The organism is Streptomyces sp. NPDC002306 (assembly GCF_053593435.1).
This window is the reverse complement of record NZ_JBSFCK010000011.1, coordinates 82,140-104,248: the sequence shown is the minus strand read 5'-3', so window position 1 is coordinate 104,248 and position 22,109 is coordinate 82,140. Positions and strand designations below refer to the sequence as shown.

Annotated in this window: 8 protein-coding genes and 1 riboswitch; of the genes, 4 read left to right on the top strand and 4 right to left on the bottom strand. The window is 73.4% G+C overall.

What is annotated here, in order from left to right; genetic code table 11:
- Nucleotides 1-71: 71 nt before the first annotated feature.
- Complete coding sequence (locus ACWCQK_RS22620; protein ID WP_451157526.1) at nt 72-1,127, top strand: NAD-dependent epimerase/dehydratase family protein; 1,056 nt, start codon at nt 72-74, stop codon at nt 1,125-1,127.
- Nucleotides 1,128-1,239: 112 nt separating this feature from the next.
- On the top strand, nt 1,240-3,000 hold the full coding sequence (locus ACWCQK_RS22615) for an NlpC/P60 family protein (RefSeq protein WP_451157524.1): 1,761 nt from the start codon (nt 1,240-1,242) through the stop codon (nt 2,998-3,000).
- A 120-nt stretch (nt 3,001-3,120) separates the two neighbouring features.
- On the opposite strand, the gene ACWCQK_RS22610 is transcribed toward ACWCQK_RS22615, so the two are convergent.
- Entirely contained in the window at nt 3,121-3,561 is a 441-nt protein-coding gene (locus ACWCQK_RS22610; RefSeq protein WP_451157522.1) for an Lrp/AsnC family transcriptional regulator, read from the bottom strand.
- Nucleotides 3,562-3,615: 54 nt separating this feature from the next.
- Nucleotides 3,616-4,965 (bottom strand): transaminase, encoded by a 1,350-nt coding sequence (locus ACWCQK_RS22605; protein WP_451157520.1) that lies wholly within the window; start codon nt 4,963-4,965, stop codon nt 3,616-3,618.
- 307 nt (nt 4,966-5,272) lie between these two features.
- Nucleotides 5,273-5,446: riboswitch (cyclic di-AMP (ydaO/yuaA leader) on the top strand.
- Nucleotides 5,447-5,454: 8 nt separating this feature from the next.
- On the opposite strand from ACWCQK_RS22605, the gene ACWCQK_RS22600 reads away from it, so the two are divergent.
- Together ACWCQK_RS22600 and ACWCQK_RS22595 are read left to right on the top strand one after the other, a co-directional pair.
- On the top strand, nt 5,455-6,969 hold the full coding sequence (locus tag ACWCQK_RS22600; RefSeq protein WP_451157518.1) for a C40 family peptidase: 1,515 nt from the start codon (nt 5,455-5,457) through the stop codon (nt 6,967-6,969).
- 78 nt (nt 6,970-7,047) lie between these two features.
- Nucleotides 7,048-7,377: a putative quinol monooxygenase gene (locus tag ACWCQK_RS22595; protein ID WP_451157516.1), complete on the top strand. Its 330-nt coding sequence runs from the start codon at nt 7,048-7,050 to the stop codon at nt 7,375-7,377.
- A gap of 6 nt (nt 7,378-7,383) precedes the next feature.
- Here the strand turns inward: ACWCQK_RS22595 and ACWCQK_RS22590 are convergent, their stop codons facing one another.
- A complete protein-coding gene (locus ACWCQK_RS22590; RefSeq protein ID WP_451157514.1) occupies nt 7,384-9,900 on the bottom strand; it encodes a right-handed parallel beta-helix repeat-containing protein in 2,517 nt (838 codons plus the stop codon).
- A 53-nt stretch (nt 9,901-9,953) separates the two neighbouring features.
- Entirely contained in the window at nt 9,954-21,938 is an 11,985-nt protein-coding gene (locus tag ACWCQK_RS22585) for a hypothetical protein (RefSeq protein ID WP_451157512.1), read from the bottom strand.
- Between the last annotated feature and the right edge of the window lie 171 nt (nt 21,939-22,109).

Sequence of the window (22,109 nt, the reverse complement as noted above, 5' to 3'; positions counted from 1 at the left end):
TCGCTACCCGTGGGGTGATCCGGTCGGTCACGGTCCGGCACACCCGGGACCCCGGAGCGAGGAGTCGGAACGTGGGCGGAGACGGGGCGGCGAGCGTACTGGTCACCGGTGGGAGCGGGTTCGTCGGCAGCCATCTCGTACGGCGGCTGCTCGAACGCGGGTACCGGGTGCGCACCACGGTGCGCGGCACCGCCGACACCGCCAGAGTGGGGCCGCTCACGGAGATGGGGGACGCCTTCCCCGGGCGGCTGGAGCTGTTCGAGGCCGATCTGCTGGTGCGGGAATCGTTCGACGAGGCGATGCGCGGGTGCCGGGTGGTCTTCCATGTGGCGTCGCCGTTCCTCATGCCGGAGAAGATCAAGGACGGCCGCCGGGACCTGGTCGACCCGGCGCTGCTGGGGACACGCAACGTGCTCGGCAGTGTCGAACGGACACCACAGGTCGAGCGCCTGGTGCTCACCTCCACCGTCGGCGCGATCTTCGGCGACTACGCCGATGTACGGGACATGGAGGGCCAGGTGTTGACGGAGAGGTACTTCAACACCACCAGCACGCTGGACAACAATCCCTATCACTACGCGAAGACCCTCGCCGAACGCGCGGCGTGGGACGCGGAGGCGGCCCAGGACCGCTGGCGCATGGTGTCGGTCAACCCCGGTCTGGTCCTCGGCCCCTCGCTCACCCCCGCGTCCCGGTCCGGCAGCCTGTTCCTGCTCGACGAGCTGTTCAAGGGCTACTTCTTCTACGGCGCACCGGACTTCAGCTTCACGACCGCCGATGTGCGCGAGGTGGCCGACGCGCACATCGCGGCGGCGGAGGTCCCCGACGCGAAGGGCCGTTACATCGTCGCGGCGCGGACGATGACGTCGTTCCACGAGATGTCCCGCATCCTGCGCGCCCACCACCCCCGCAGCCTCCGCCTGCCGCGCACGGCGCTCCCGCACTGGCCGGTCCGCCTGCTGGGCCCGGCCTTCGGCCTGACCCAGGACTACATCCGCAAGCACCTCGGCATCCGGTTCCGGGTGGACAACAGCCGCAGTGTGCGCGAACTGGGCATCAGCTACCGCCCGATCGAGGAGACGCTGCTGGAGCACTACGAGGTGTGGCGCAGCAGGCGACAGACGTGAGCCGGCCGCGGCACGCGGGGGAAGGGCGGTCGACACGACGGAGTCCGTTCCGGCCGACGACCGGACCGGGCCCCCTGTCCGGTCGTCGGGGCGTTGGCGGATCATGATCCCCATGTCTCCCACCTCTCGACGAAGACTTCTCGCCGCTCTCGCGGCCTCCGCCGCGTCCCTGCCGCTCGCCGGCGCGGCATCGGCTCCGGCCCGTGCCGCCGAAGCCGTCACGCCCGTCACGCCGTTCGCGGGTCCGGCCGGGTTGTCCTCGGCCCGCTCCTCGGTGACCCTGGCGCCGCTCGACGGCTCCTACTTCACCTCGGTGGCGCTCGGCTCCCCGCTCACCGCCACCGTGCTCCCGGGCACCCCGGCCCGCACCGAGGTCACCTCCGGCGGCAGGCGCGTCGCGCTGCTGACCCGGGGCGCCCGGACCGTCGTACTGCCGGGTCCGCAGCGCACGTTCGCGGAGAACAAGCGGCCGTTCGTGGACGACTTCCAGCGCACCCTGCCCGACCTGTCGCTGGAGACACCGGACCGGAAGTACTGGGGCACGTCTCCCGGCGGTGGCAGCTGGTACACGCTGGGACCGGTGGACACCGACTACGCGGTGGTGCCGGGCAGCGGCGTCATCAGCCTCACCACGGACGGCTCGAGCCGGCATGCCAGTCTGCACGACGAGGAGATCACCGACGTCGACGCCCGCTGCACGGCCCGGTTCGACAAGGTGCCCACCGGCCAGGCCTGTTCCTTCGGTCTGACGTTCGGCTACCAGAGCCCCCACCGAAACTACCGGGCCCGCTTGTCCTTCCTGACCTCGGGCACGGTGGAGCTGCGCGTCGAGAAGGAGCTCGACGACACGGTGACGCAGCTGGTCCCGGCCCTCACCCTCGGCACGAGCGTGCCCGCGGGGACCGACTGGACGATCCGGGTGCGCCGAGAGGGCACCCGGATCCAGGCGAAGGCATGGCGGACGGCGTCGGCCGAGCCGGCCGCGTGGGCCGTCGACGTCGCCGACCCCGCCTTCGCCAAGGGCCGGGTGGGCCTGCGCGCCCTGGCCAACACGGGCTGTACGAATCTGCCGGTCAAGCTGTCCGTCAGCCGCTACGAGGTGGACGCGGCGAACTGGGAGACACCGCCGACCGTCACCCACGGAGACTGGGTGCGGGTGCTGCCGGAGCCGTTCGACGGCACCTGGACGGCGCAGCTGGAGCAGACGGTCCGCGGCTGGGCCGGCTCCCCCGCTCCCGATGTGCTGGCCCACGCCGCGATGTTCCTCGGCGGGGCGCCGGCGGTCACGGCCGGGGCCGGACCGGCCCAGGGCAGGCAGGTGCTGGGCGAGGCCGGGTACGGCTACCTGGACCCGCTGGGCCAACGCCTCGAAGGGGCCGACTTCCACGAGTACATGAACACGGGCTGGACCTTCCCGGACGGCACCTACGTCAAGCCGTCCAGCAAGCAGGTCGGCAACCTCGACTGCTCGGGCTACACGCGGATGGTCTACGGCTACCACCTGGGCGTGCCGCTGGCCGCCGGCGCCGACACCTCGGGCGAGCGGATTCCGCGCGCGTCGCGGGACATGGCCGACCACGCGCCCGGGGTGATCGTCGACCGCACCGACGGCACCGGCCCGCCCGCCGCGGCACTGCTCCAGCCCGGCGACCTGGTGCTGTTCAACGCGGACTCGGGTGACGACGCCGAGTCGGGTCCCGTGACCGTCGACCACGTCGGTATCTACCTCGGCACGGACGTGGCCGGCCACCGTCGTTTCCTGTCCAGCCGCAAGACGGTCGACGGGCCCACCATGTCCGACCTGGGCGGTGCTTCACTGCTCGACGGCACGGGCACGTACGCCACGAAACTGCACACCGTGCGCCGGATCTGAGGCGGCAGCCGGCTCGGGACCGGCCTCGAGTGCGCGTTCGGGGCCGCGATCAGGGTCGAGACCGGGTCCGCGTTCGGGCTGCGATCGGCGCCGCGTTCGGTGCCGGACCGGCGCGCGAGGTCAGCCGACGTCCCAGAGGAACCGGTGGGTGTGGATCCCGAAGTAGGGGAAGGACTGCACCTGCCGGACTCCGTCGATCGGCCGGACGACGTCGTTGACGAAGTCCAGGAGATCCTTCGGGCCGGGGGTGACCACCTCGGCGAACAGGTCGAACCCGCCCGAGGTGAGCACGGAGTAGACCACCTCGGGGCGTTCGGCCAGGGCGTCGGCGACGGCTCTCGGGTCGCCGTCCACCCCGACGCCGAGCAGCGCCATGGCCTGGCCGCCCATCGCCATCGGGTCGGTCACACCGACGACCTGGACGGCCTTGGCGTCCAGCAGGCGTTGCAGGCGCTGCCGGGCGGCCGAGGCGGACAGGCCGACCCTCGGGCCGAGGTCGGCGTACGCGATGCGGCCGTCGGTCTGCAGTTCCCGCAGGATGGCCCGGTCGATGTCGTCCACGTCTCCTGCTCCCCTTCCCGTCCCGACGGCTCGCGACCACCCTATCGGCGCACGTCAGCCGGTCAGTTCGGCCAGCGCGGCGGCGAACACCCCGGTGTGCGTGTCCACGTCCCGCTCCGTGGTGTCCGGGCACATGAGCGCCATGTTGTGGAAGGGGGTCAGCAGGATTCCGCGGTTGGCGAGATAGAGGTGGAGGAAGTCCTCCAGCTCCGGGTCCGCGGCCGCCGCCGACTCCGTGCCGGTGCGTGGCGCGGGCGCGGTGAAGCGGTATTCGGTCCGCGCGCCGAGGCGGCTGACCGACCAGGGCAGACCGTGGGCGTCGATACCCGCCCGGACGCCCGCCTCGAAGCGCTCGGAGAGCTGGGACATGTGGGCGAAGGCCTGGTCGGTGAGGACGTGTTCCAGGGTGGCGCGCATCGCGGCGACGGACAGCGCGTTGCCCGCGAGGGTGCCCCCGACACCGCCCATGTCCACCAGGTCGAGGTCGGCGCGCGCCAGCAGCCGCTCGGCCAGGTCGGCGGAGAGACCGTAGGCGCCCGCGGGGATGCCGCCGCCGATCGCCTTGCCGATGGTCAGCACGTCGGGCTCCAGGTCCCAGGCCGCGGTGCAGCCGCCCGGGCCGGCGGAGAAGGTGTGCGTCTCGTCGTTGACGAGGAGCGTGCCGTACTGCCGGGTCAGGGCGCGGACCCCGGCCAGATAGCCGGGTTCGGGCAGCACGATGCCGATGTTGGTCAGCGCGGGCTCCATCAGGACGGCGGCGACGTCGCCGTGGGCGAGTTCGCGCTCCAGCTGGGCCAGATCGTTGAACTCGGCGACCCGGCTGGTCAGCGTGACGTCGCAGGGCGCTCCGACGTTGCCGGGACGGGCCTCGCCCCGGCCGTCGGGTCCGACCACGATGAGCGACTCGTCGACGCTGCCGTGGTAGCTGTAGCTGTTCACCAGGATCTTGGCGCGGCCGGTGACGGCTCGGGCGAGCCGGATCGCCCACCGGTTGGCGTCCGTCGCCGTGAGCGAGAAGCTCCACCGCGTCGGCCCGAACCGACGGGTGAGTTCGGCGCCGACCCACTCGGCGTCCTCGGTCGGCAGCATCGCGGTCGCCCCGCCGAGTGCGGCGAACCGGTGCTGGACGGCGGCGGCCACCGCCTCCGGCGAGTGGCCGGCCATCGCGCCCGTGTCCCCGAGGCAGAAGTCGATGTAGTCGTGTCCGTCGATGTCGGTCACCCGGGCGCCCCGGGCGGTGTCCAGATAGCGGGGAAAGGCACCGGCCGTCTTGTTCATCCAGGTCATCGGAACCCGGCCGAAGAGGTGCTCGGACCGCGCGTAGGCGGCCTTCGAACGCGGGTTGCGGCGGTCGGCCTCGGCGCCCTCGCGGGCCAGGAGGTGCTGCAGGCGGGTGCGGTCCATGAGTACCTCGGATGACGACGACGGATGACGCAGGAATGCCTGGACCCTACGACCGGATTCGGCGCCTCTTCAAGGATCGGCACTCGAATCAGTCGGCGTGACGATCGATTCCCGCGCCGCCGCACGACCGGAGAGGAGGCAGGCACAGTGGCCCGGCCGGGGGCCTCCGCACCCCGGAGAGGCCACAAGGAAATGAAGGTCACAATTACGTATCGGGCATACCGCCCTTCAACCTTCACATGAGCCGCACAAATTAGCTAAGTTGGCGCCAGGCCGCTCGGAACCCTCCGGCGAATCCCGCCGGGCCGCGCAGCCTCCGCCGAGTCCGGTGAACCACTGCGGCCGCCGGAGCCGGGGACCCAACCGATCTTTGGGGTGAATCGGCCCAACCGCCCTGCGGGGCAAGGGCCGTAGGGCACGCCTTCCGGAACCTCCGCCCGAACCCGACAGCTAACTCGGTAGGCGGTGCACGGAAGGAGTACGTCGCCGATGGCGCCGGAACGCGACACGCGCCCCGCTGGTCTCGGTCTCCCCGACATGCAGGACGCGGTCAGCCGTGAGGAGATCCGGCGACGGATCAACACCCTCTACGACCGCGCCGAGTCGGACACGGGGACCTACAACGCCACCCGCGCGATGTCAGCGGGAAACCGCAGGCCCGCCGAGCCGACGCGCCCCCCGGAGCGCCGGCCGGGCGATCCCGCCCTCGACAGGGTCGCCCAGCAGTGGTTCGACGTGGCGCGCGCCAAGCTGGGCCCGACCGTCGCGGCGGTACTGCCCGCCGACAGGACGCCCGAGCCGCCGGCCGCGGCCCGCCCGGCCCGCGCCGAGCGCCCCGACCGCCCGGCGGAGCTGCCGGCCGGCATTCCGGCCCCCCGTCTCGAACTGGAGGCGCCCGCCAGACGCGTACCGGAGCTCACCGCCGGTCCCGTCGCCGCGCTCCCGGCCGCGCCGGAGCGGGGACGCGACGCCCTCCCGGCCCTTCCGGCGCCCCAGACCGCCCCGGCTCTCCCGGCCGCGCTGCCCGCCGCCTCGCTCTCACCCTCGCCCTCGCTCACCCCTTCGCCCGCGCCCTCGCCCGACAACGGGTCGCGACAGGCCGCGCTGCGGACGACCAAGGGGCAGATCCAGGACAAGATCGCCTCCGCGAGGCGACTGCTGGCCCGCCAGCTGGCCCTGCGCAGCACACCGCCGGCCGAGCTCGAGGCCGCGCCCGCGCCCGCGGCTGAACCCCTGTGGCCCGCCCCCGCCGAGCCGGATCCGCTGTTCGGCGACATCGCCGGCTGGATCGCGCAGCCGGCGACCGGACTCGACACCGGCCTCCCCGTCAGCAGCGGCTACGCGAACACTCCGGTCGACACCGGGCAGTTCAGCCTCCCCGTCGACACGGGCTACACGAACGGTCCCGTCGACACCGGGCAGTTCGCCGTCGTGCCCGCCGTCGTGGGCTACACCAACAGCCCTGTGGACACCGGGCAGTTCAGCCTCCCCCTCGACACGGGCTACACGAACGGTCCCGTCGACACCGGACAGTTCGCCGTCGTACCGGCTGCCATCGGGTACACGAACGGCCCCGCCGACACGGGACAGTTCGCCGCACCCGCACCCGCTCCGGCCCCCGTTCCCGTGCCGGAGCCGTCCTACGGCGGCAAGGCCGCCATGGCGCTCGACTTCGCCCGCGCCCAGATCGGCAGGCCGTGCCTGTGGGGCGCGACCGGACCCGAGTCGTACGACTGCTCCAGCCTGACCCAGGCCGCCTGGCGGGCCGCGGGGGTCGCGCTCCCCCGTACGGCGCTCGACCAGGCCCGCAGCGTCGCGGCGATACCGCTCACCGACCTCCAGCCCGGCGACCTCATCTTCTTCCACGGCGACGCGGGCCACGTCGGTCTCTGCACGGGCAACGGCACGATGATCCACGCCCCGGGCCCGGGTGCCTCCATACGGGAGGAGTCGATCTTCTTCGCCGGCCAGACCGCGATCCACAGCGCGGCCCGGCCCGCCTGAGCCGAAGGCCGTACGGATCGGCCCGTACCGGAGTGTCCGGTGCTGGCCTTCCGTCGCCGGCGGCGGCATGGTGGAGCCATGATTTTCATCGCCGTACGCTTCACCGTCCGTCCCGAGCGCGCCGACGAGTGGCTGTCCCTGGTGGCTCCCTTCACCGAGGCGACCCGCGCGGAACCCGGCAACCTGTTCTTCGACTGGTCGCGCAGCGTCGACGACCCGCACCGGTTCACGCTGCTGGAGGCGTTCGCGGACGAGGACGCCGGGGCCGCCCACGTGGGGTCCGCGCACTTCAAGGCGGGGCTGGCCACGATGGCCGGCGCGGTCGCCGAGACGCCCGAGATCATCAACGTGAACGTACCCGGCCAGCACGGCTGGGGACCGATGGCGGAGCTGGCCCCGCGGCCGTGAGCCCGGTCAGCGTTCGGCCGGGACCGGAAGGTCCTGCGACTCCAGGCTGATCAGCTGGTCCGCCGTGGGGTCGGTGAGTTCGGCGACCCGCTGGGCCTGGCGTTCGGTCATCTCCTGGAAGACCTGCCGGGCCGAGCGGCCGTTGCCGAACCCCTCGCCCCTGGGCAGGCGCTGGAACATGTCCAGGAGCTCCGTGTGGGCGGTGGGCGTGAGCTCGTAGCGGTGCTGCCCGGCCTGGTACTCGACGATGGAGACGAGCTCGGCGGCCGCGTAGTCCTCGAAGAGGAGGGTGCGGCCGAAGCGGGAGGCGAGGCCGGGGTTGGAGCTGATGAAGCGGTCCATGTCGCCGGGGTATCCGGCGGCGATGACGACGACGTCGTCGCGGTGGTCCTCCATCAGCTTGACCAGGGTGGCGACGGCTTCGGTGCCGAAGTCGTTGCCCGCGCCGAGCGGGGCGAGGGAGTACGCCTCGTCGATGAACAGCACCCCGCCCAGGGCCCGGTTGAAGGCGGCGGTGGTCTTGGGGCCGGTGTGGCCGACGTACTCGCCGACCAGTGCCGTCCGGTCGACCTCGACGAGGTGGCCGCGGCGCAGCAGCCCGAGGGCTTTCAGCAGCCTGCCGTAGAGGCGGGCGACCGTGGTCTTGCCGGTGCCGGGGTTTCCGGCGAAGACGAGGTGGCGGCTGAGCGGCGGGGCGGGCAGGCCCGCCTCCTCGCGGCGGCGGACCGTCTGCATCAGCTTGACCAGCGAGCCGACGTCGCGCTTGACCCGGTCGAGGCCGACCAGTTCGTGCAGTTCGCCGAGCAGGTCCTCCAGGGTCTCCTCGGGCTCGTCCGGATTGTCGGCGGCCCCGGAGCGGGCCGGCTCCGCGGCGCCCGGCGTCGCGTGGGGCGAGGCGGGCGCCGGGGCCGGGGTGCCGAAGGCGAGCGGGAGGCCGTCCTTCGTGCAGTCCTCCAGCACCGGGACGGCGCCGTCGTCGACACCGAGCGCCTCGGCGCAGTCGCTGATCCGGCAGTGCCGGAAGAGGGGGTCGGCGGTCGCGCCCACGTGCAGGGCGGGGAAACCGGAGCGGGTGACGTCCAGCGAGGTGAAGGTGCCGCCCGCGCCCTCGGCCAGGAACACGCCGTTCTTGCCCGGGTGATGGATGCGCAGGTTGGTCATCTCCGGCCGGGCACCGGTCCACACGACCGCGCCGGAGCCCGCGCAGTCCTCCAGCGAGCCGCCCGTCACCTTGGCGTCGGCGCCCTCGTCGACCACGAGTCCCGCCGCGCCGGCGCCGCTGACCCGGATCCCGGTGAGGACGGCGGTGGCGCCCTTGGCGACCTGGACGCCGATCTCCCCGGTGCCGGTCACCGTGCTGTGCTCGACGGTGGTACCGGTCGGCGATCCGATGCCGATGCCGGAGGCCGACCCCGAGATGCGGCAGCCGGTGAGCGTGGCCGCGGCCCGTTCCAGCACGCACACACCGGTCATGGCGACGTCGCTGATCCCGCAGTCGGCGAGTTCGAGCCGGGCCTCGCCGGTGGCGTGGACACCGTGCTCGGCGCCGCCGCGCACCCGGCAGTCCGCGAGCCGTCCGACCGCGGTGCCCGCGAGGTGGACGGCGCTGAAGGTGCTGCGGTCGATCCGGCAGTCCGCGAGCTCGGCCTGCCCGGCGCCGGTGACGAGCAGCCCGTTGGCGCCCGCGTCGGCCACGGCGCAGCCCGAGGCGTTCAGCCGGGCGTCCTCCTGGACGACGAGCCCGCTGGCGGCGGCGGCGCGGATGCGGCAGTCGGTCAACTGGGCGCGCGCGGAGCCGGTCAGGTGCACTCCGGCGGCACCCGGCGTCTCGATCCTGACCTCCCCGGCGCTGGCCTCGGTGGTGTCCTCCAGGAGCAGCCCGGCCCGGCCGCTGCCGGTCAGCACCGAGTCGGTCAGCCGCAGCCGCGACCGGCCGCGCAGTCGCATGCCGGATCCGGTCGTACGGTCCAGGCGCAGCCGTACGGCGTCGAGCCGGGCGGTACCGGACAGGACGACGCCGGTGCCGTCCACGCCGGTGACGGAGGTGTCCTCCAGCTCGGCGCGGACAGCTCCGGCCAGGTGCAGTCCGGCCAGCCGGGCTCCTTCCAGGCGGCACCGGCGCAGTACGACGGCGGTGGTGCCGCTCTCCTCGTCGTCCGGTCCCCTGGCCTGGACCCGGCCGCTCTCGATCGTGCACTCCTCCAGCACCAGCCCGGCGCCGGACTCGACCGTTACGGCCGGGACGCCCGGATCGGCGCCCCAGACGGTGAGGTTGTGCAGGGCGCAGTCCGGACCCGTCACGGTCACCGCGGGCACCTCGCCCGGCGGGGCGGCCAGGACGACGCTGCCCCGGCCCTGCTCCGCGGTCAGCACGACCGCCCGGTCCAGCACCAGGGCCTCGGTCCAGGTGCCGGGGGCGATCACCACGAGGTCGCCGGGCGAGGCGGCGCGTACCGCCTCACCGATGGTCCGATAGGCGCCCCGGCCGCCCTGTCCCTTGGGCGCCACGGTGTGACGGGTCATGTCCGTTCCTCACTGGTGCTCGCTGTTGCCACGGCCGCGCTCCGTGCCCCGGCTCAAGGAGCCTGGTACCAGGGCGGACTGATGTTCGCACGGTAGGCGCTGGTCAGGTACAGCGACTGGATCGACTTCTCGAAGAGCTTGAAGGGTAGCTGGACCCAGAAGTCCGCGAATCCCTGCCGGTGGAAGAGCCGGCCGCCGGTGCTCAGCACGAAGACGTTCTTCACCAGGCCGGTGGTGACGGCCGTGGTGAGCGAGGCCGCCGCGTTGATGCCGCCGTCCGCGAGGGCCTCCCAGCCGGAGAGCTTGACGGTGTCCCCGTTGGCGTTGCTCACGCCCCAGACGGCCGCGTTCATACTGCCGTTGACCCAGCCGGAGAGGACGCTGCTGAGGACACCGAAGGAGAAGTCGTAGGTGCCGCCGCGCCAGCGGGTCGCCGTCTCGTTGCCCGCCCACTCGTTGGCCCACGTCTTGTCGTGGTTGCCGGGCCTGCGGGTCCACGGCTTGCCGCCGTCGATGTTGGCGTAGCCCGCCTTGTAGTCGCCGAGGTCGCGGAAGAAGGCGCCGCGGTTCTCGTGGATCGCGGTGCTCAGGCCGGTCTTGATGCCCGCTCCGACCGCCGCGTTGGCGAAGGACTTCAGCGCGTCCTGCCCGGTGAACGGCTTGTTCTGGGCGGCGGCGACGATGCCGTTGACCGCCAGGTTGGCGCCGAACTCCAGCAGGAACTCCTGGCCGAACTCCAGCGCCGCCTTCTGGGCGACCGACTGCCAGTAGGGCTGGTAACGGGCCTCGCGCAGCGCGGGGTTGCCGCCGAGGCCGAACGGACCCTCGGGGACGGTGGTGCCGGACCACGGCATGCGCTGGGCCTCGCGGACCCGGCGGCCCCAGCCGCGGATCTCGGTGAGCGGGCCACGGAAGTCGTACTCGTTCCCGGCCAGTTGCCACCGGCCGAACGTGTCGCGTTCGAAGACCAGTCCGCTGTCGGTGCGTCGGGCGACCAGGTCGCCGTCGGCGGTGTACCGGTTCCACTGGCCGCGCCAGGCGTCGGTCTCCAGGAAGCCGCCCGCCTCGGCGCGGCGTTGGCGGACCACGCCGCCGTGGTCGTACTCCTTCCAGACGGACCGGGCGGGGGTGGCGGGGGTGACGGTCGTGTCGTAGCTACGGACGCGCAGCGGGCCGCCGCTGCCGACCGGGGTCTCGCGCAGCGTGAGGTGCGGGCCGTGCGGGGTGACGCGCAGTTCGTCGCGGAAGTGTCCGGCGCCCGGCAGCCACTGGTCCTGCCAGGTCCGGGTCCGCGGATTCCACCAGTTGCGGATCTGGTCACCCGCGCCGGGGGCGATGGGCGTGCCGTTGCGCTCGTGCGCGCTGGTCAGCCAGCGGCCGCCCGCGGCGGGGTCGGGGTCGCGCCAGGCGTCCACGTAGCGGCCCGAGTCGAGCATCCGGCGTTCACGGACGAGGTGTCCGGCGGCGTCGAAGTCGCGGTAGGAGTCGTCCCAGGGCAGCCGGGAGTCGCTGGAACCACGGAAGAACTCCCGCCGTCCGGTGGCGACTTGCGCGCCGTCCGCGTCCAGTTCGCGCCAGGTCCAGCGGCCGGAGTCGGCCGCCCCGCGGCCCTCGACGACGTGGTGCGCGGCCCCGTCGGGGTTGGCGTGGCTCTGTCCGACGAGGTTGCCGTGCGCGTCGCGGTCGACCCAGGCGCGGTTGGCCGCCGCCGGGTCGGCGTACTCGCGTACGACACCGCCGGGCCGTCCCTCGCGGGCCACCCTGAGCTCGGTGCCGTCCCGGTAGACGTCCTGCCAGAGCGCCCCGCCGGGCGCGTCCCGCTGGGGTACGCGGTAGCCGAGCCGGCCGCCGGAGTCCTCCCACGGCTGGTGCGCCAGGTCGTCGGGCGCGTGGCCCGGGCGTCGCGCGTGGTCGCCGACCTTGAGGGTGGTGCCGTCGTGCAACTTGCCGGTGGAGCGTACGAAGCCTCCGTCGGCGGCCAGGTCGAGAGCGCTGCCGTCGAGTCCGACGTAGCGCACGCCGGAGGTGGTGGCGTCGGGCGCCTCCTTGGCCCAGGTGAACAGCTGGTAGGTGTTGTCGCCGCGGACATGGGCGTACGGCGGCTGCGCCTGCTGTGCGCCGGGGAGCCAGCGGGTGCGGACCCAGGCGGGCGGGCGCTGTTCACGCCAGCGTTCCGTGGTCAGGATGCCGCCGTCACGCATGACCTCGCGCTTGCCGACCTCCTTGCCGTGCGGGGAGTGCCGTTCCCAGGTGTCGGCCAGGGTGCCGTCCCGGCGCAGGGCGTGCTCCTGGTACTGGCCGGCCCGCTCGGGCCACTCCACGCCACCCCACTGCCGCTGGACGACACGGCCGTCGGCGGTCCGGTCGGTCCAGCCGCCGCCGACGCCCTCCCTGGTGCGGGGGCCGGACGCCACCTCGTGGGCGGTGCCGTCGTAGCGGTGCCAGGTCCAGGCGCCCTGGTCGTCGCGGACGGCGAGGGTGTGCCCGGGACGGCCGTCGAACTTCTGCAGGCCGTCGCGGTACTCGCGAACGGTACGGCCCAGGCCGTCGGTGTCGCGCCAGCCGGTGCCCGCGGTGTCGTAGTGACGGCTGCCCGAACCGTGCAGGGCGCCGGAGTCGTCCCATCGTGCCCAGGTGGTACGGGGGTTGGTGCGGCCGAAGGCGATGGTGTCGGTACGGCGGAAGGAGTCGAGCACGTCCCCCGTGGCCCCGGGCAGCACCCGGCGTTCGAAGACCGCGACCGGCGCGCCCGTCGAACCGAGCAGCCGCAGGCGTCCCTCGGCCGCGCCGGTGAGGTCGACGGCGCCATGGTGGAAGGCGCCGGTGGCCGTCGGGGCACCGGCGTGGGTGGTGCGCTGCCAGGTGCCGGTGGCGCGGTCGACGACGTACTGGAAGTCGGTACGCCGGCCGCTGTCCAGCACGTTGAAGCCCTGGCGGACCAGGGTGCCGTCGGCCGCGAGTTCCAGGAACTCGCCGCGGCGCGCGCTGCCGGGCAGGGAGACCTCGACGCGCAGGCGGCCGTCCGGGCGGGTGGTGACGTTCCAGTCCGGCAGTCGCCGGCCCGCCGCGTCCTCCAGCCAGGCACCGCCGTGGGGGCCGGTCCCGGCGGCGGTCGGGGGCTGGGTGACAAGGTTGCGGCCGGCCGGGCCGCCGGGCAGCGGGCTGCCGGTGGCGACGACGTCGCCGTGCGCGTCGTACCGGCCGAAGGAGCCGTCGGCCGCGGTGATCTGCCGGCCGCCCGCGGGCAGCGGGGTGACCTCCCTGACGAACCGGCCGGTCGTCCCGTCGAACAGCTGATGCCCGCCGCCCGGCGCCCCGATCTCGATGTGGCCGGTCTGGTTGACCGTGACCGGCCGCGACGGGTCGGGGGTGAAGGCGTCGTCCAGCCAGCGCGCGGCCGCGCCCCGCGGGCGGTCGAGGTGTCCGCCCGGCCCGCCGTGGCGTCCGGTCAGCCGCAGGCCGTCGCCGGTCACGGCGCCGTCGGCTGCGAAGGTCGTGTGACCGGCCGGGTGCGCGGTCCGGAAACCGCCGTTGCCGGGCAGGGCGGTGACGGCGTCGGGCAGCGGGGCGCCGTGCGGGTCGGTGAGGCGGTGACCGCCCGATCCGTCCGGCTCCGCGAACCGGGCTCCGCGATGTCCGGTCACGGGGTCGGCGAGGGCCGTGGACGTGGAGACCGGGCGGGCGTCGGCGTCGTGCAGGACTGACCGGCCGGACACGTCGTCGACGGTGCGCAGCCGGCCGTTCCCCGCGTCGACGACCCGCTCCGGCAGCGGGGTGCCGGACAGGTCGGTGAGGCGGTGGCCGCCCGACCCGTCCGGTACGGCGATGCGCGCTCCGCGTAGTCCGGTCGCCGGGTCGGCGAGGGCGCGGCCGGCGTCCTGCCAGTGGCCGTCGGGGGCGTAGCGGGTGGTGGCGCCGGTCGTGTCGTCGATGACCCGGAATCCGGCGCCGTCGGGGAGGACGGTGACGGCCCCGGGCCGCGGGGTGCCGAGGGCGTCGGTCACGGTGTGCGCGCCGGCGCCGTCGTGGGCCAGGTACAGCCCGCCGCGCGTGCCGTGCGGGTCGGTGAGCGACAGGTCGGACTCCCGCAGATGTCCCAGGTTGTCGTGGCGTACGGACGCGCCGGTGACGTCGTCGGTGACACGGAAGCCGTTGCCGGCGCCGAGGTCGGTGACCCGGTGGGGCAGACGGGTGCCCGCGAGGTCGGTGACGCGGTGGCCGGCGCCCTCGGTGACGACGATCCGGTCGGCCGCGGCGGGGGCGCCGTCCCGGCCGGTGAGGTGGAGGCCCTGGTCGAGGTGGTCGCCCTGGGCGCCGAAACGGGTGCTGACGCCGGTGCGGAGGTCGGTGATCCGCGTGGTGTCGTCGGGCAGGCGGACGACGGAGTACCGGTCCGCGTCCGGGCCCGGGACCCGGGACTCCTGCGGGCGGCCGTGGCCGTTGAGGTCGGTGTGCAGACGCAGGCCGTTGGGCTGTCCGTCGGCGCCCCTGAGCGGGATGTCGTCGGCGATCCTGGCGCCGCCCGCGTTGTAGACGGTGAGGGTGTCCGTCGGGGTGTGGCGCACGTCGAAGCCGCCGTCGGGCCGGGGGGTGACCGTGCGGCTGTCGTCCAGGTGCGACTGGTGGTCCACCATGCGGTGGGTGACGCTGCCGTCCTCGGCCGTGATCCGCTCGATCGTGAGGCCGTTGGGTCCGGCGACACCGGAGTTGCTCAACTGGAGCGTGGCGACGGATGCCGGGACCGAGTCGGGGAGCTGGGGCAGGAACCCGGCGCCGACGCGTGCGCCGCGATCGACGGCCGCGTCGTGGTTGAGCGCGCTCAACCGGGCGTCGATGTCGCGCGGTTCGATCCCGAGGTCCCGGAGGTTCTGGTACGCGGTGCGGAAGTCACCCTGTGCGGTGGCCAATTCCTGCGCGAACTGCGCGTCGACCGCGCTGATCGGCTGTGACGTGCTCCCGGTGGCGGGAAGGGCCCTCAGGTTCTCGACCCGGCCGAGTTCCTGCCGGGTTCGGGTCAACTCGGCCCAGGCTTCCCGGAACGGCCGCCCCTCGGGCCCCAGGACCGCCTCGGCGCCGGCGTATTCCCGGGCCCAGGGCAGGTCGCTCGCCGACGTGGTCGTGGGCGCGGTGCGTGGGCTGCCGCCGCCGATCAGACGGAACGCGTCCGCCTCGCGCTCGACCCGGGTCAGGAGGTTCTGGAGCCGGGTGTGCGTCCCCTGATGAGCGCCTCCGGCGGTGAGGGCGGTCCGGGTCCGCCCGGCCAGGTCGTCCAGGGTCTGTGCGCGCGCTCCCTGTCCCGCGCCGAGGCTGTCGTACTCATCGAGCAGTCGGTACGCGGTCGCCTCGGCCCGGGTCTGGTTCAGGAACCGCTCGACACCGGCGCGGCGGGCCGACTGCGGGCGGATGTGCAGGAAGTTGTCGGCGGCGGCCGCCAGTTGGTCAAGCGCCTGGGCACGCTGCGCCAACTGGGTCTCCGGAATCCGGTGGAAGTCCGCGAGCGCGCGGTCGAGCACGTCGATCTGCGACTGGGAGCGGACGCCGGTCGCGGTGGAGGTGTTCCTCCTGAACACGGCGGGATCCAGAAGATCGGCCGCGACCGGACCGGCCCCACCGGTGTGGGGTCCCACGGGTGGCCTGGGGATACCCCCGGTGTGCCTTCCACCCGCGCCACCAAGGCCGTCGGCACCGTTGGCGCCGTTGACACCGGCCGAACGGTCCGGTCCGGGGGACGGGCGCGTGGTGTCGCCGTCACGCGGCGCCGGAGAGGGCTGGACGACGTCGTCGACGTGCGGACCGGGAGACGGCGGAAGGGTGTCGGCGGCCTTCGAGACGGGAGCCGGGTGAAGAGCGTCACCGTCCCGCAGACCCGGCGAGGGCGGAAGGAGGTCGTCGCCATGGAGACCCGACGAGGACCGAAGGAGATCGCCGTCCCGCAAACTCGGAGGCGGCGCGAGGACGTCGTCGCCACGCAAGCCCGACGCGGGCGGAAGGACGTCGTCGTCACGCAGGCTCGACGAGGACGGAAGGAAGTCGTCGTCACGCAAGCCGGAAGGCGGCTGAAGGGTGTCGGTCGGCTTCGGCGCTGGTGGTGACAGGAAGTCGTCGGCGAGCTTCGGGCTGGGGGCAGGACCGAAGGTGTCCGCGGGGTGAGCCGCGGGCGACGGGTGGGGCGTGGTACCGCCGTTGAGGCCCGGCGTCGGTCGGTCGACACGTACGGGATCGATGACGGGTTCGTCGGACAGCCGGAGCCCGTCGTCCGTGCCGGGCCGCGCGGTCTCGGCCGGTGCCGGTGGCGGCACGTCGTCGCCGGGGAGACCGTGACCCCGGGTGGAGTGCGGCAGGTCGAGGTCGCGGGGCGGAAGGCCACCCGATCCGGTGCCGCCCGTCGTCAGGTCGTCCTGTCCCGCCCGAAGGCCGGGAAGGCTTCCCTCCGCGTCCAGGCGGATCGGCCCGAGGTCACCGCCGATCCGGGTGAGGTCGTCGGTGACGAGCGAGGCGCCGTGGAGGTCCGTCCCGGACACCGGGCCGTGCTGAAGGCCGGAGCCGCCCGCACGCGGTGCCGGGATGTCCGGGCCGCCGCCCGAGGTCGACGGCGCCACGGACAGGTCCGGTGCCGCCTGCTGCGGCAGCAGGGCGGTGCGCCCCTTCTCCGTCAGATGCAGACCGTCGTCCATGCCCACGACGAGGTCCGCACCACGCAGCGCCTTGAAGGCCTTGTCGAAGGCGGACCTGCCGAGGCCGACGGCCGCGGTGGTCTGGGCACCGTCCGTGGAGTTCGCGAGCGGCCGGAATCCACCGGACTCGACCAGCACCCGGGCCATCTTCTTCGCCTGGGCGGAGGCGTCGGTCAGCACCTCGGCCAGCGCGTGGTCCACCGGGTGGTCCTTGAGGCCCACCAGCTTCTTCACGTCCAGGGGCCCGGCCCCGGCCGTGGCGGCGCTGCCGGCCTGCTCGACCTGTGTCACGGGCTGCGGTTTGGGCTGCGGCCTCAGCCTGTTCTGGATCTCGTCCAGGAGCTTGACGCGCTGGTCGAGCAGGCTCTGCGCCAGCACCTGACGCTCGCCGGTGGCGGACGCGTGGAACGTCCTGGTCAGGTCGACCGACTGCTGGGCGTGCAGCTCCGCCTTCCGTAGGTGGTAGCCCACGGACTTGGTCTGCTGGCTCGCGATGGCGTTGTCCGCCTGGCGCACGCGGTCGGCGGCCTCGTCGTACTTCTTGCCGGCGGCCCGCGCCGCCGGGTCCACCGTGCCGTCGGCGAGATAGCGCCCGTCGCCGTCCTTGTTCACGACCTGCAAGGGGGTCGGCAGGTCGGCGTGGGTCGCGATCCCGCTGGGGTTGATGGGCAGCCCGGAAGCGAACTTGGCTTCCGGCCGGTAGAGCTTGGAGACCACGGAGCCCAGCGCATCGGTGTTGTCGAGGTTGTCGAGCAGCTTGAGCACATGGGTCTGGAAGTCGCCGCCGATGCTGGCCACTTCACGTACCACGGACAGGGCGAGGGCCTCGCGCACGTGCTCGCCGTGGAAGACCTCCTGCTCGAAGGAGACCGGGCGGGAGCTGCCGTCGGGGTATTGGTAGGTCCAGCGGGCGCGCTTGCCGACCTCGTCGAAGCCGGCGTCGTACTTGGCACCGCGGGCGAGATCCTCGCCCCAGGTCAGGTGCCGCATGGTCTCGCGGTCCAGGGGATGCAGCTGGTCGTGCAGCGAGACCCAGCCGCCCTTCTCCTCCAGCACCTTGGCGTCGAAGACCAGGGTGGTCGGGCCGTAGCGGGACTCCATCGCCTTGTCGCCGACCTCCATCCGGAAGAAGACGAAGTCGTCGTTGCCCAGGTTGGAGGTGTTCTTCGCCGAACTCTTGCCGGACGCGAGGAACTTGGCGCCCCTGCGGGCCAGGTCGCCCTGGGACGACATGATGCCGCTGTTGGCGATGGCGTGGTAGGCCGGTGTCGCGTGCTTGATGCGGTACGGCAGGTTCTCCAGCCGCTCCCGCAGGGCGCGGAACGCCAGTCGGTCCGTGGTCGACATACCGTCCAGCAGGGTGTCGACCTCCCGGCGCAGGGCCTTGACGTTCTCCTCCGAGAGCGTGCGCACGAACGAGACCTGCTGCTTGGGCGAGAGCTTGCCGAAGTCCTCGAACACCGTCGTCCAGCGACCTTCGTCGCCGGGCAGCACGGACTTCCACTGCTGCCCGGTCGGCACCTCCGCGTACGCCTTGTCGGTACGGAAACGCCGGACGAACTCGCCGAGCGGGCGCACCCGTGCCACGGAGGTCTCCGTGCCGAGGAATCCCTTCACGGCGACCTGGGCGCCCGGTCCCGCCTTCTCCACGGCGTCGTCGACGAGCTTCGCCAGATAGCGGCCCACGGAGGCCACCGGACCGAACTCGTTGCGCAGGGCGTAGGCGCCGCCCAGCGGGGCCGCGTCCCTGACGAAGCCCTGGAGTCCGGCTTCGAGGTCGTCCACGGACCGGGTGAGGTCGCCGCTCAGCAGCTTGAGTTCCTCCGGTGTCGCCGTGCCGGTCGCCAGCGCCCGCTCCAGTTCCAGCGCCCGGTTCTGCACGGTCAGCGCCTGGTCGCGGATCTCCGTACCGGTCCGGATGATCTGGTCCGGGCGGCTTCCCGCGCCGGACGGCAGGCCGCGCGCCCGGACGTCGAGTGCCACGGCGTGCTCACGCAGGACCGCGGCGCGCTCGATGTCACCGGCGCCCGCGAACTGGTCGACGAGCATGTTCAGTTCGCGCTGCGACAGCTCTCCCGCGGACACCTGCCGGGTCAGGGCGTCGTCCAGCGCGGCCCTGGTCTCGTCCACCCGTCTGGTGGCGCCTTCCAGTTCGATCTGCGCCTCGTTGCGCGCCTGGGTGGACTTGCCGACCTGGGACTGGCTCGCCTCGATCCGCTGGAGGTCGCGTACCGCCTTGCTGTGGTCGTCCAGCACCTCGTTCAGGCGCTGCGGTCGCGCCGTGGAGGTGGTGGCGTCGTCGACGGTGTGGGCGACCGGCGGGGGCGTCGCGTCCGAGGTGGTGGCCGCGGGGTGCGGGGACGCCGGGGTCTCCTGGTACATGCCCGCGACCACCCGGGGCCGTTCGGACAGGCTGCGGGTGTACAGCGCCGTGAAGTCCGCGTCCATCCGCGCCGGATCGACACCGAGCTCGGTGAGCCTGCGGTGCGCCGCGTCGTGACGGCCCCGCGCGCTCTCCACGTCCTGACGGATCCTGATCTCGTGCACGCTGGGCCCGCTGGAGGACCCGGCGTCGCCGCCGCGCACCAGGTCCTCGGCCCGGCCCAGGTCATGGCGGGTCCGCGCGAAGTCCCGCCAGGCCTCCCGACGGGCCTGGCGCAACGGATCGTCGGCGGCGCCGAACAACGCGTCGACCCGCTCCCCGTCCCGGATCCACAACTGCTCGATCTGCGCGGGCGTGAGCGGGTGGTGCTGTGCCGCGGTGACCGGCGTGTTCCGCCTGACCGGGGTTCCGGCGAAGGCGTGCGCGACGTCGTCGGAGACACCGCCGACGGGTCCGGGCGTGCCGCGACCGGCGTCGCCGGTGCCGGACACGGGCGTGCCGCGCACGGCGCCCGTGTCGGTCCGGCCGGGCGCTCCGGCGAAGGCCGGGCTGTCCGTGGACCGCACGCCCGGGCCGTTCTCCACCAGGTCGAGGGCGGCGCGCGTGTGCTCCGGCGGCGGCACCGCACCGCCGGCCGTGCCACGCGCCGGGTCGCCGGGCGTGGGTACGGCGGAGCCGGGGAGACCGGGGGTCGGCGTGCCGCCGGGGCGGGGAGAGCCCGGGGCGTGGACGAGTTCGTCGAGGTGGAGCCTGGTCTGGTTGGCCGTCAGGGCACTGGTGGTGCGGTCGGCGAGGGTGTTGCCCGCGCCCGCGGGGACCGGGCTGTCCGGGACGCCCCGGCCGCCGCCGGCGAGCAGGTCGAACGCCGACACCCCGCCGCCGGGGGTGACGTGGGTGCCGGTGCCGATGGCGGCACCGGTGGCCGGCGGGGTGGCGCCCGCCGTGGTTCCGGGTGTCACCGTCAGGTTGTGCGCGCCCTGGGTGCCCGCGGAGGACGCGGTCAGGTCGTGCGCCGCCGTGACGCCCGGCGGCGGCGTCTGCGTGCCGGACAGCACGGTGTGCGCGGGGCCCGGGCCCGGGGTGCCCGGGGTGAGCAGGTTGCCGGTCGCCGTGGTGCCCGGCGGCGGGGTGTGCGCGCCGGTGAGGACGGTGGTGGCGGGGGCGGTGTGGGTGCCGCCGGGGCCGCCCGACAGCAGCAGGTCGGCGGTGGCCGCGGTGCCGGGCGCCGGCGCCTGTACGGCGGTGAGGGTGGCGTGGGTGCCGCCCGGGACGGGCCCGGCGGCGGTGAGGTTGACGCCGTGGGACGTGGGGGCGCCCGCGGAGGCGGGCAGGTACAGGCCGGAGGAGTGCAGCGTCGGGGCGGAGCCGGTGGCGCTGACCCCGAGCCCGGTGTCGGCCCGGCCCGGCATGGTCCCGAAGCCGTCCAGGTGCATGGCGTTCAGATGGGCTTTCGGGATGTCGACCAGGGCGTCCAACTGCCGTGAGGCGTGAAGGCCGAGCCCGGTGCGGTCGCCGAGGGCGCCGACGTTCCCCAGGTGCAGGTCGGGCGTGCGCAGCGCGGACGACAGGTCCACCGGCCCGTTGGCCATCTGGAAGGGCCGGGTACCGACGTTCGAGCCGGCCCAGTCGCCGAGCCGTACGTTGTTCAGCTGGACCCGGGGCATGTCGACCAGCGCGTCGACACCGTGCGGGCCGATCGGTACCTGTACGGCGCTGACCCCGCGCCCGACCGCTCCGCCGAGCGGGGCGCCGAAGATGTGGCTGCCCATCACGCCGCGCTCGAAGAGGCCGATGCGCAGGGCGCCCCGCAGCCCGTACTGGCCGATCTCGCCGGCGTCCACGGGGAGGATCAGGCGCAGCCACTTGCTGCCGCCGAGCTGGGCGACGGCGAAGTTCCAGGTGGCGCGGGCGCCGGTGGCCAGGCCGTTCCAGCCGGTGACGATGGCGCGGCCCAGTCCGTTCGCCCCGGCGGTGAAGCCGCGCCCGAGGGTGGACGGCAGGCCTCGCACCACGCCGGGGATGGCACGCAGGTTCTGCAGGACCGTCAGTCCGCCGCGCTGGAAGGCCATTCCGGTGAGCTGGGGCAGGTTGTGCAGGCCCTGCATGACCCACAGGCCGTTCTGCCGTACCCAGGTGGTGCTCAGCCGTAGGAAGTCCTGGATGCCGGGCATCAGGGAGGTGAAGCGGAAGCCGTTGGTGAACAGGTTCCGCAGGCCCTGGAAGGCGCTGCGGGCGACGTTGGCGAATCCCTTGCCGAAGGCGGTGGCACCGGCCTTGATGATCTGGAAGATGGGCAGGGCCTTGGTGGTCGGGGCGAGGATGCCCAGGCCGGCCAGGAACAGGTCGAGGAAGTTGGCGTCGCCGCGGGCGAAGTCGACGACGGTCTTCAGGAAGAGCGTGAGGTTGACGCCGATGGCCAGCAGGGCGATGGGGCCGCCGAAGATCAGTGCCGGGATGATCAGGATGATCGCCAGCCACTGGAACGCCTCCCAGAAGATCTCGCACTGGGAGATGGGCAGTTGGATGTTGGCGACGCCCCGGATGGTGCCGGCCGCCGTCGAGGCGGCCTCCGAGTGGTCGGTGCCGGCCTGCCTGGCCGTGGTGGCGTAGGTCTCGCGCTGCGAGTCGTCCTCGGACAGGCCCCGCCCCGCCGAGAGGGCGCCGTCGGCCGTCTGCTGCAGCTCGGTGAGCTTGTCGGCCCAGCCGGTCAGTGCCGTCGCCGCGGACTCGAAGGACTGGGCGACGTCCTCGATGTGACCGCGCAGCCGGTCGTCGACCTTGTCGCGCAGGGCGTTGGCGGCCTCGCCGACGAAGACGCTGTCACCCGCGGTGTTCATGACCGCGTCGATGGCGGTGCTGATCTCACGGGCGGAGGTGCCGAGCCCGTTCAGCTCGGTGGCCAGCGTCCGGATCCGCTCGGGATCGCCCGGCGTGGGGTCTCCGTCGAGCCCGATCGCGTTCCAGTCGGTCGGGCGTGGCATGCGGGGTTCCTCCCGAAGGCGACAGACTCGGGGCGGTCACTCCCCATCGGACCACGCCGTAGGGGGCGGCCCGGTTCACGTGACCTGCGTTACACGAGTCGTCCACCGTGAACCACCCCGACCCCTCAAGCGTGGTCCTGCTGACCGGAGTCTCGACGGGGTACCGGGAGG

Excerpts from the sequence above, each read along its gene's own strand:
- ACWCQK_RS22615 (WP_451157524.1), top strand. The coding sequence starts at position 1,240 with ATGTCTCCCACCTCTCGACGAAGACTTCTCGCCGCTCTCGCGGCCTCC.
- ACWCQK_RS22605 (WP_451157520.1), bottom strand. The coding sequence starts at position 4,965 with ATGGACCGCACCCGCCTGCAGCACCTCCTGGCCCGCGAGGGCGCCGAG.
- ACWCQK_RS22600 (WP_451157518.1), top strand. The coding sequence starts at position 5,455 with ATGGCGCCGGAACGCGACACGCGCCCCGCTGGTCTCGGTCTCCCCGAC.
- ACWCQK_RS22595 (WP_451157516.1), top strand. The coding sequence starts at position 7,048 with ATGATTTTCATCGCCGTACGCTTCACCGTCCGTCCCGAGCGCGCCGAC.
- ACWCQK_RS22590 (WP_451157514.1), bottom strand. The coding sequence starts at position 9,900 with ATGACCCGTCACACCGTGGCGCCCAAGGGACAGGGCGGCCGGGGCGCC.
- ACWCQK_RS22585 (WP_451157512.1), bottom strand. The coding sequence starts at position 21,938 with ATGCCACGCCCGACCGACTGGAACGCGATCGGGCTCGACGGAGACCCC.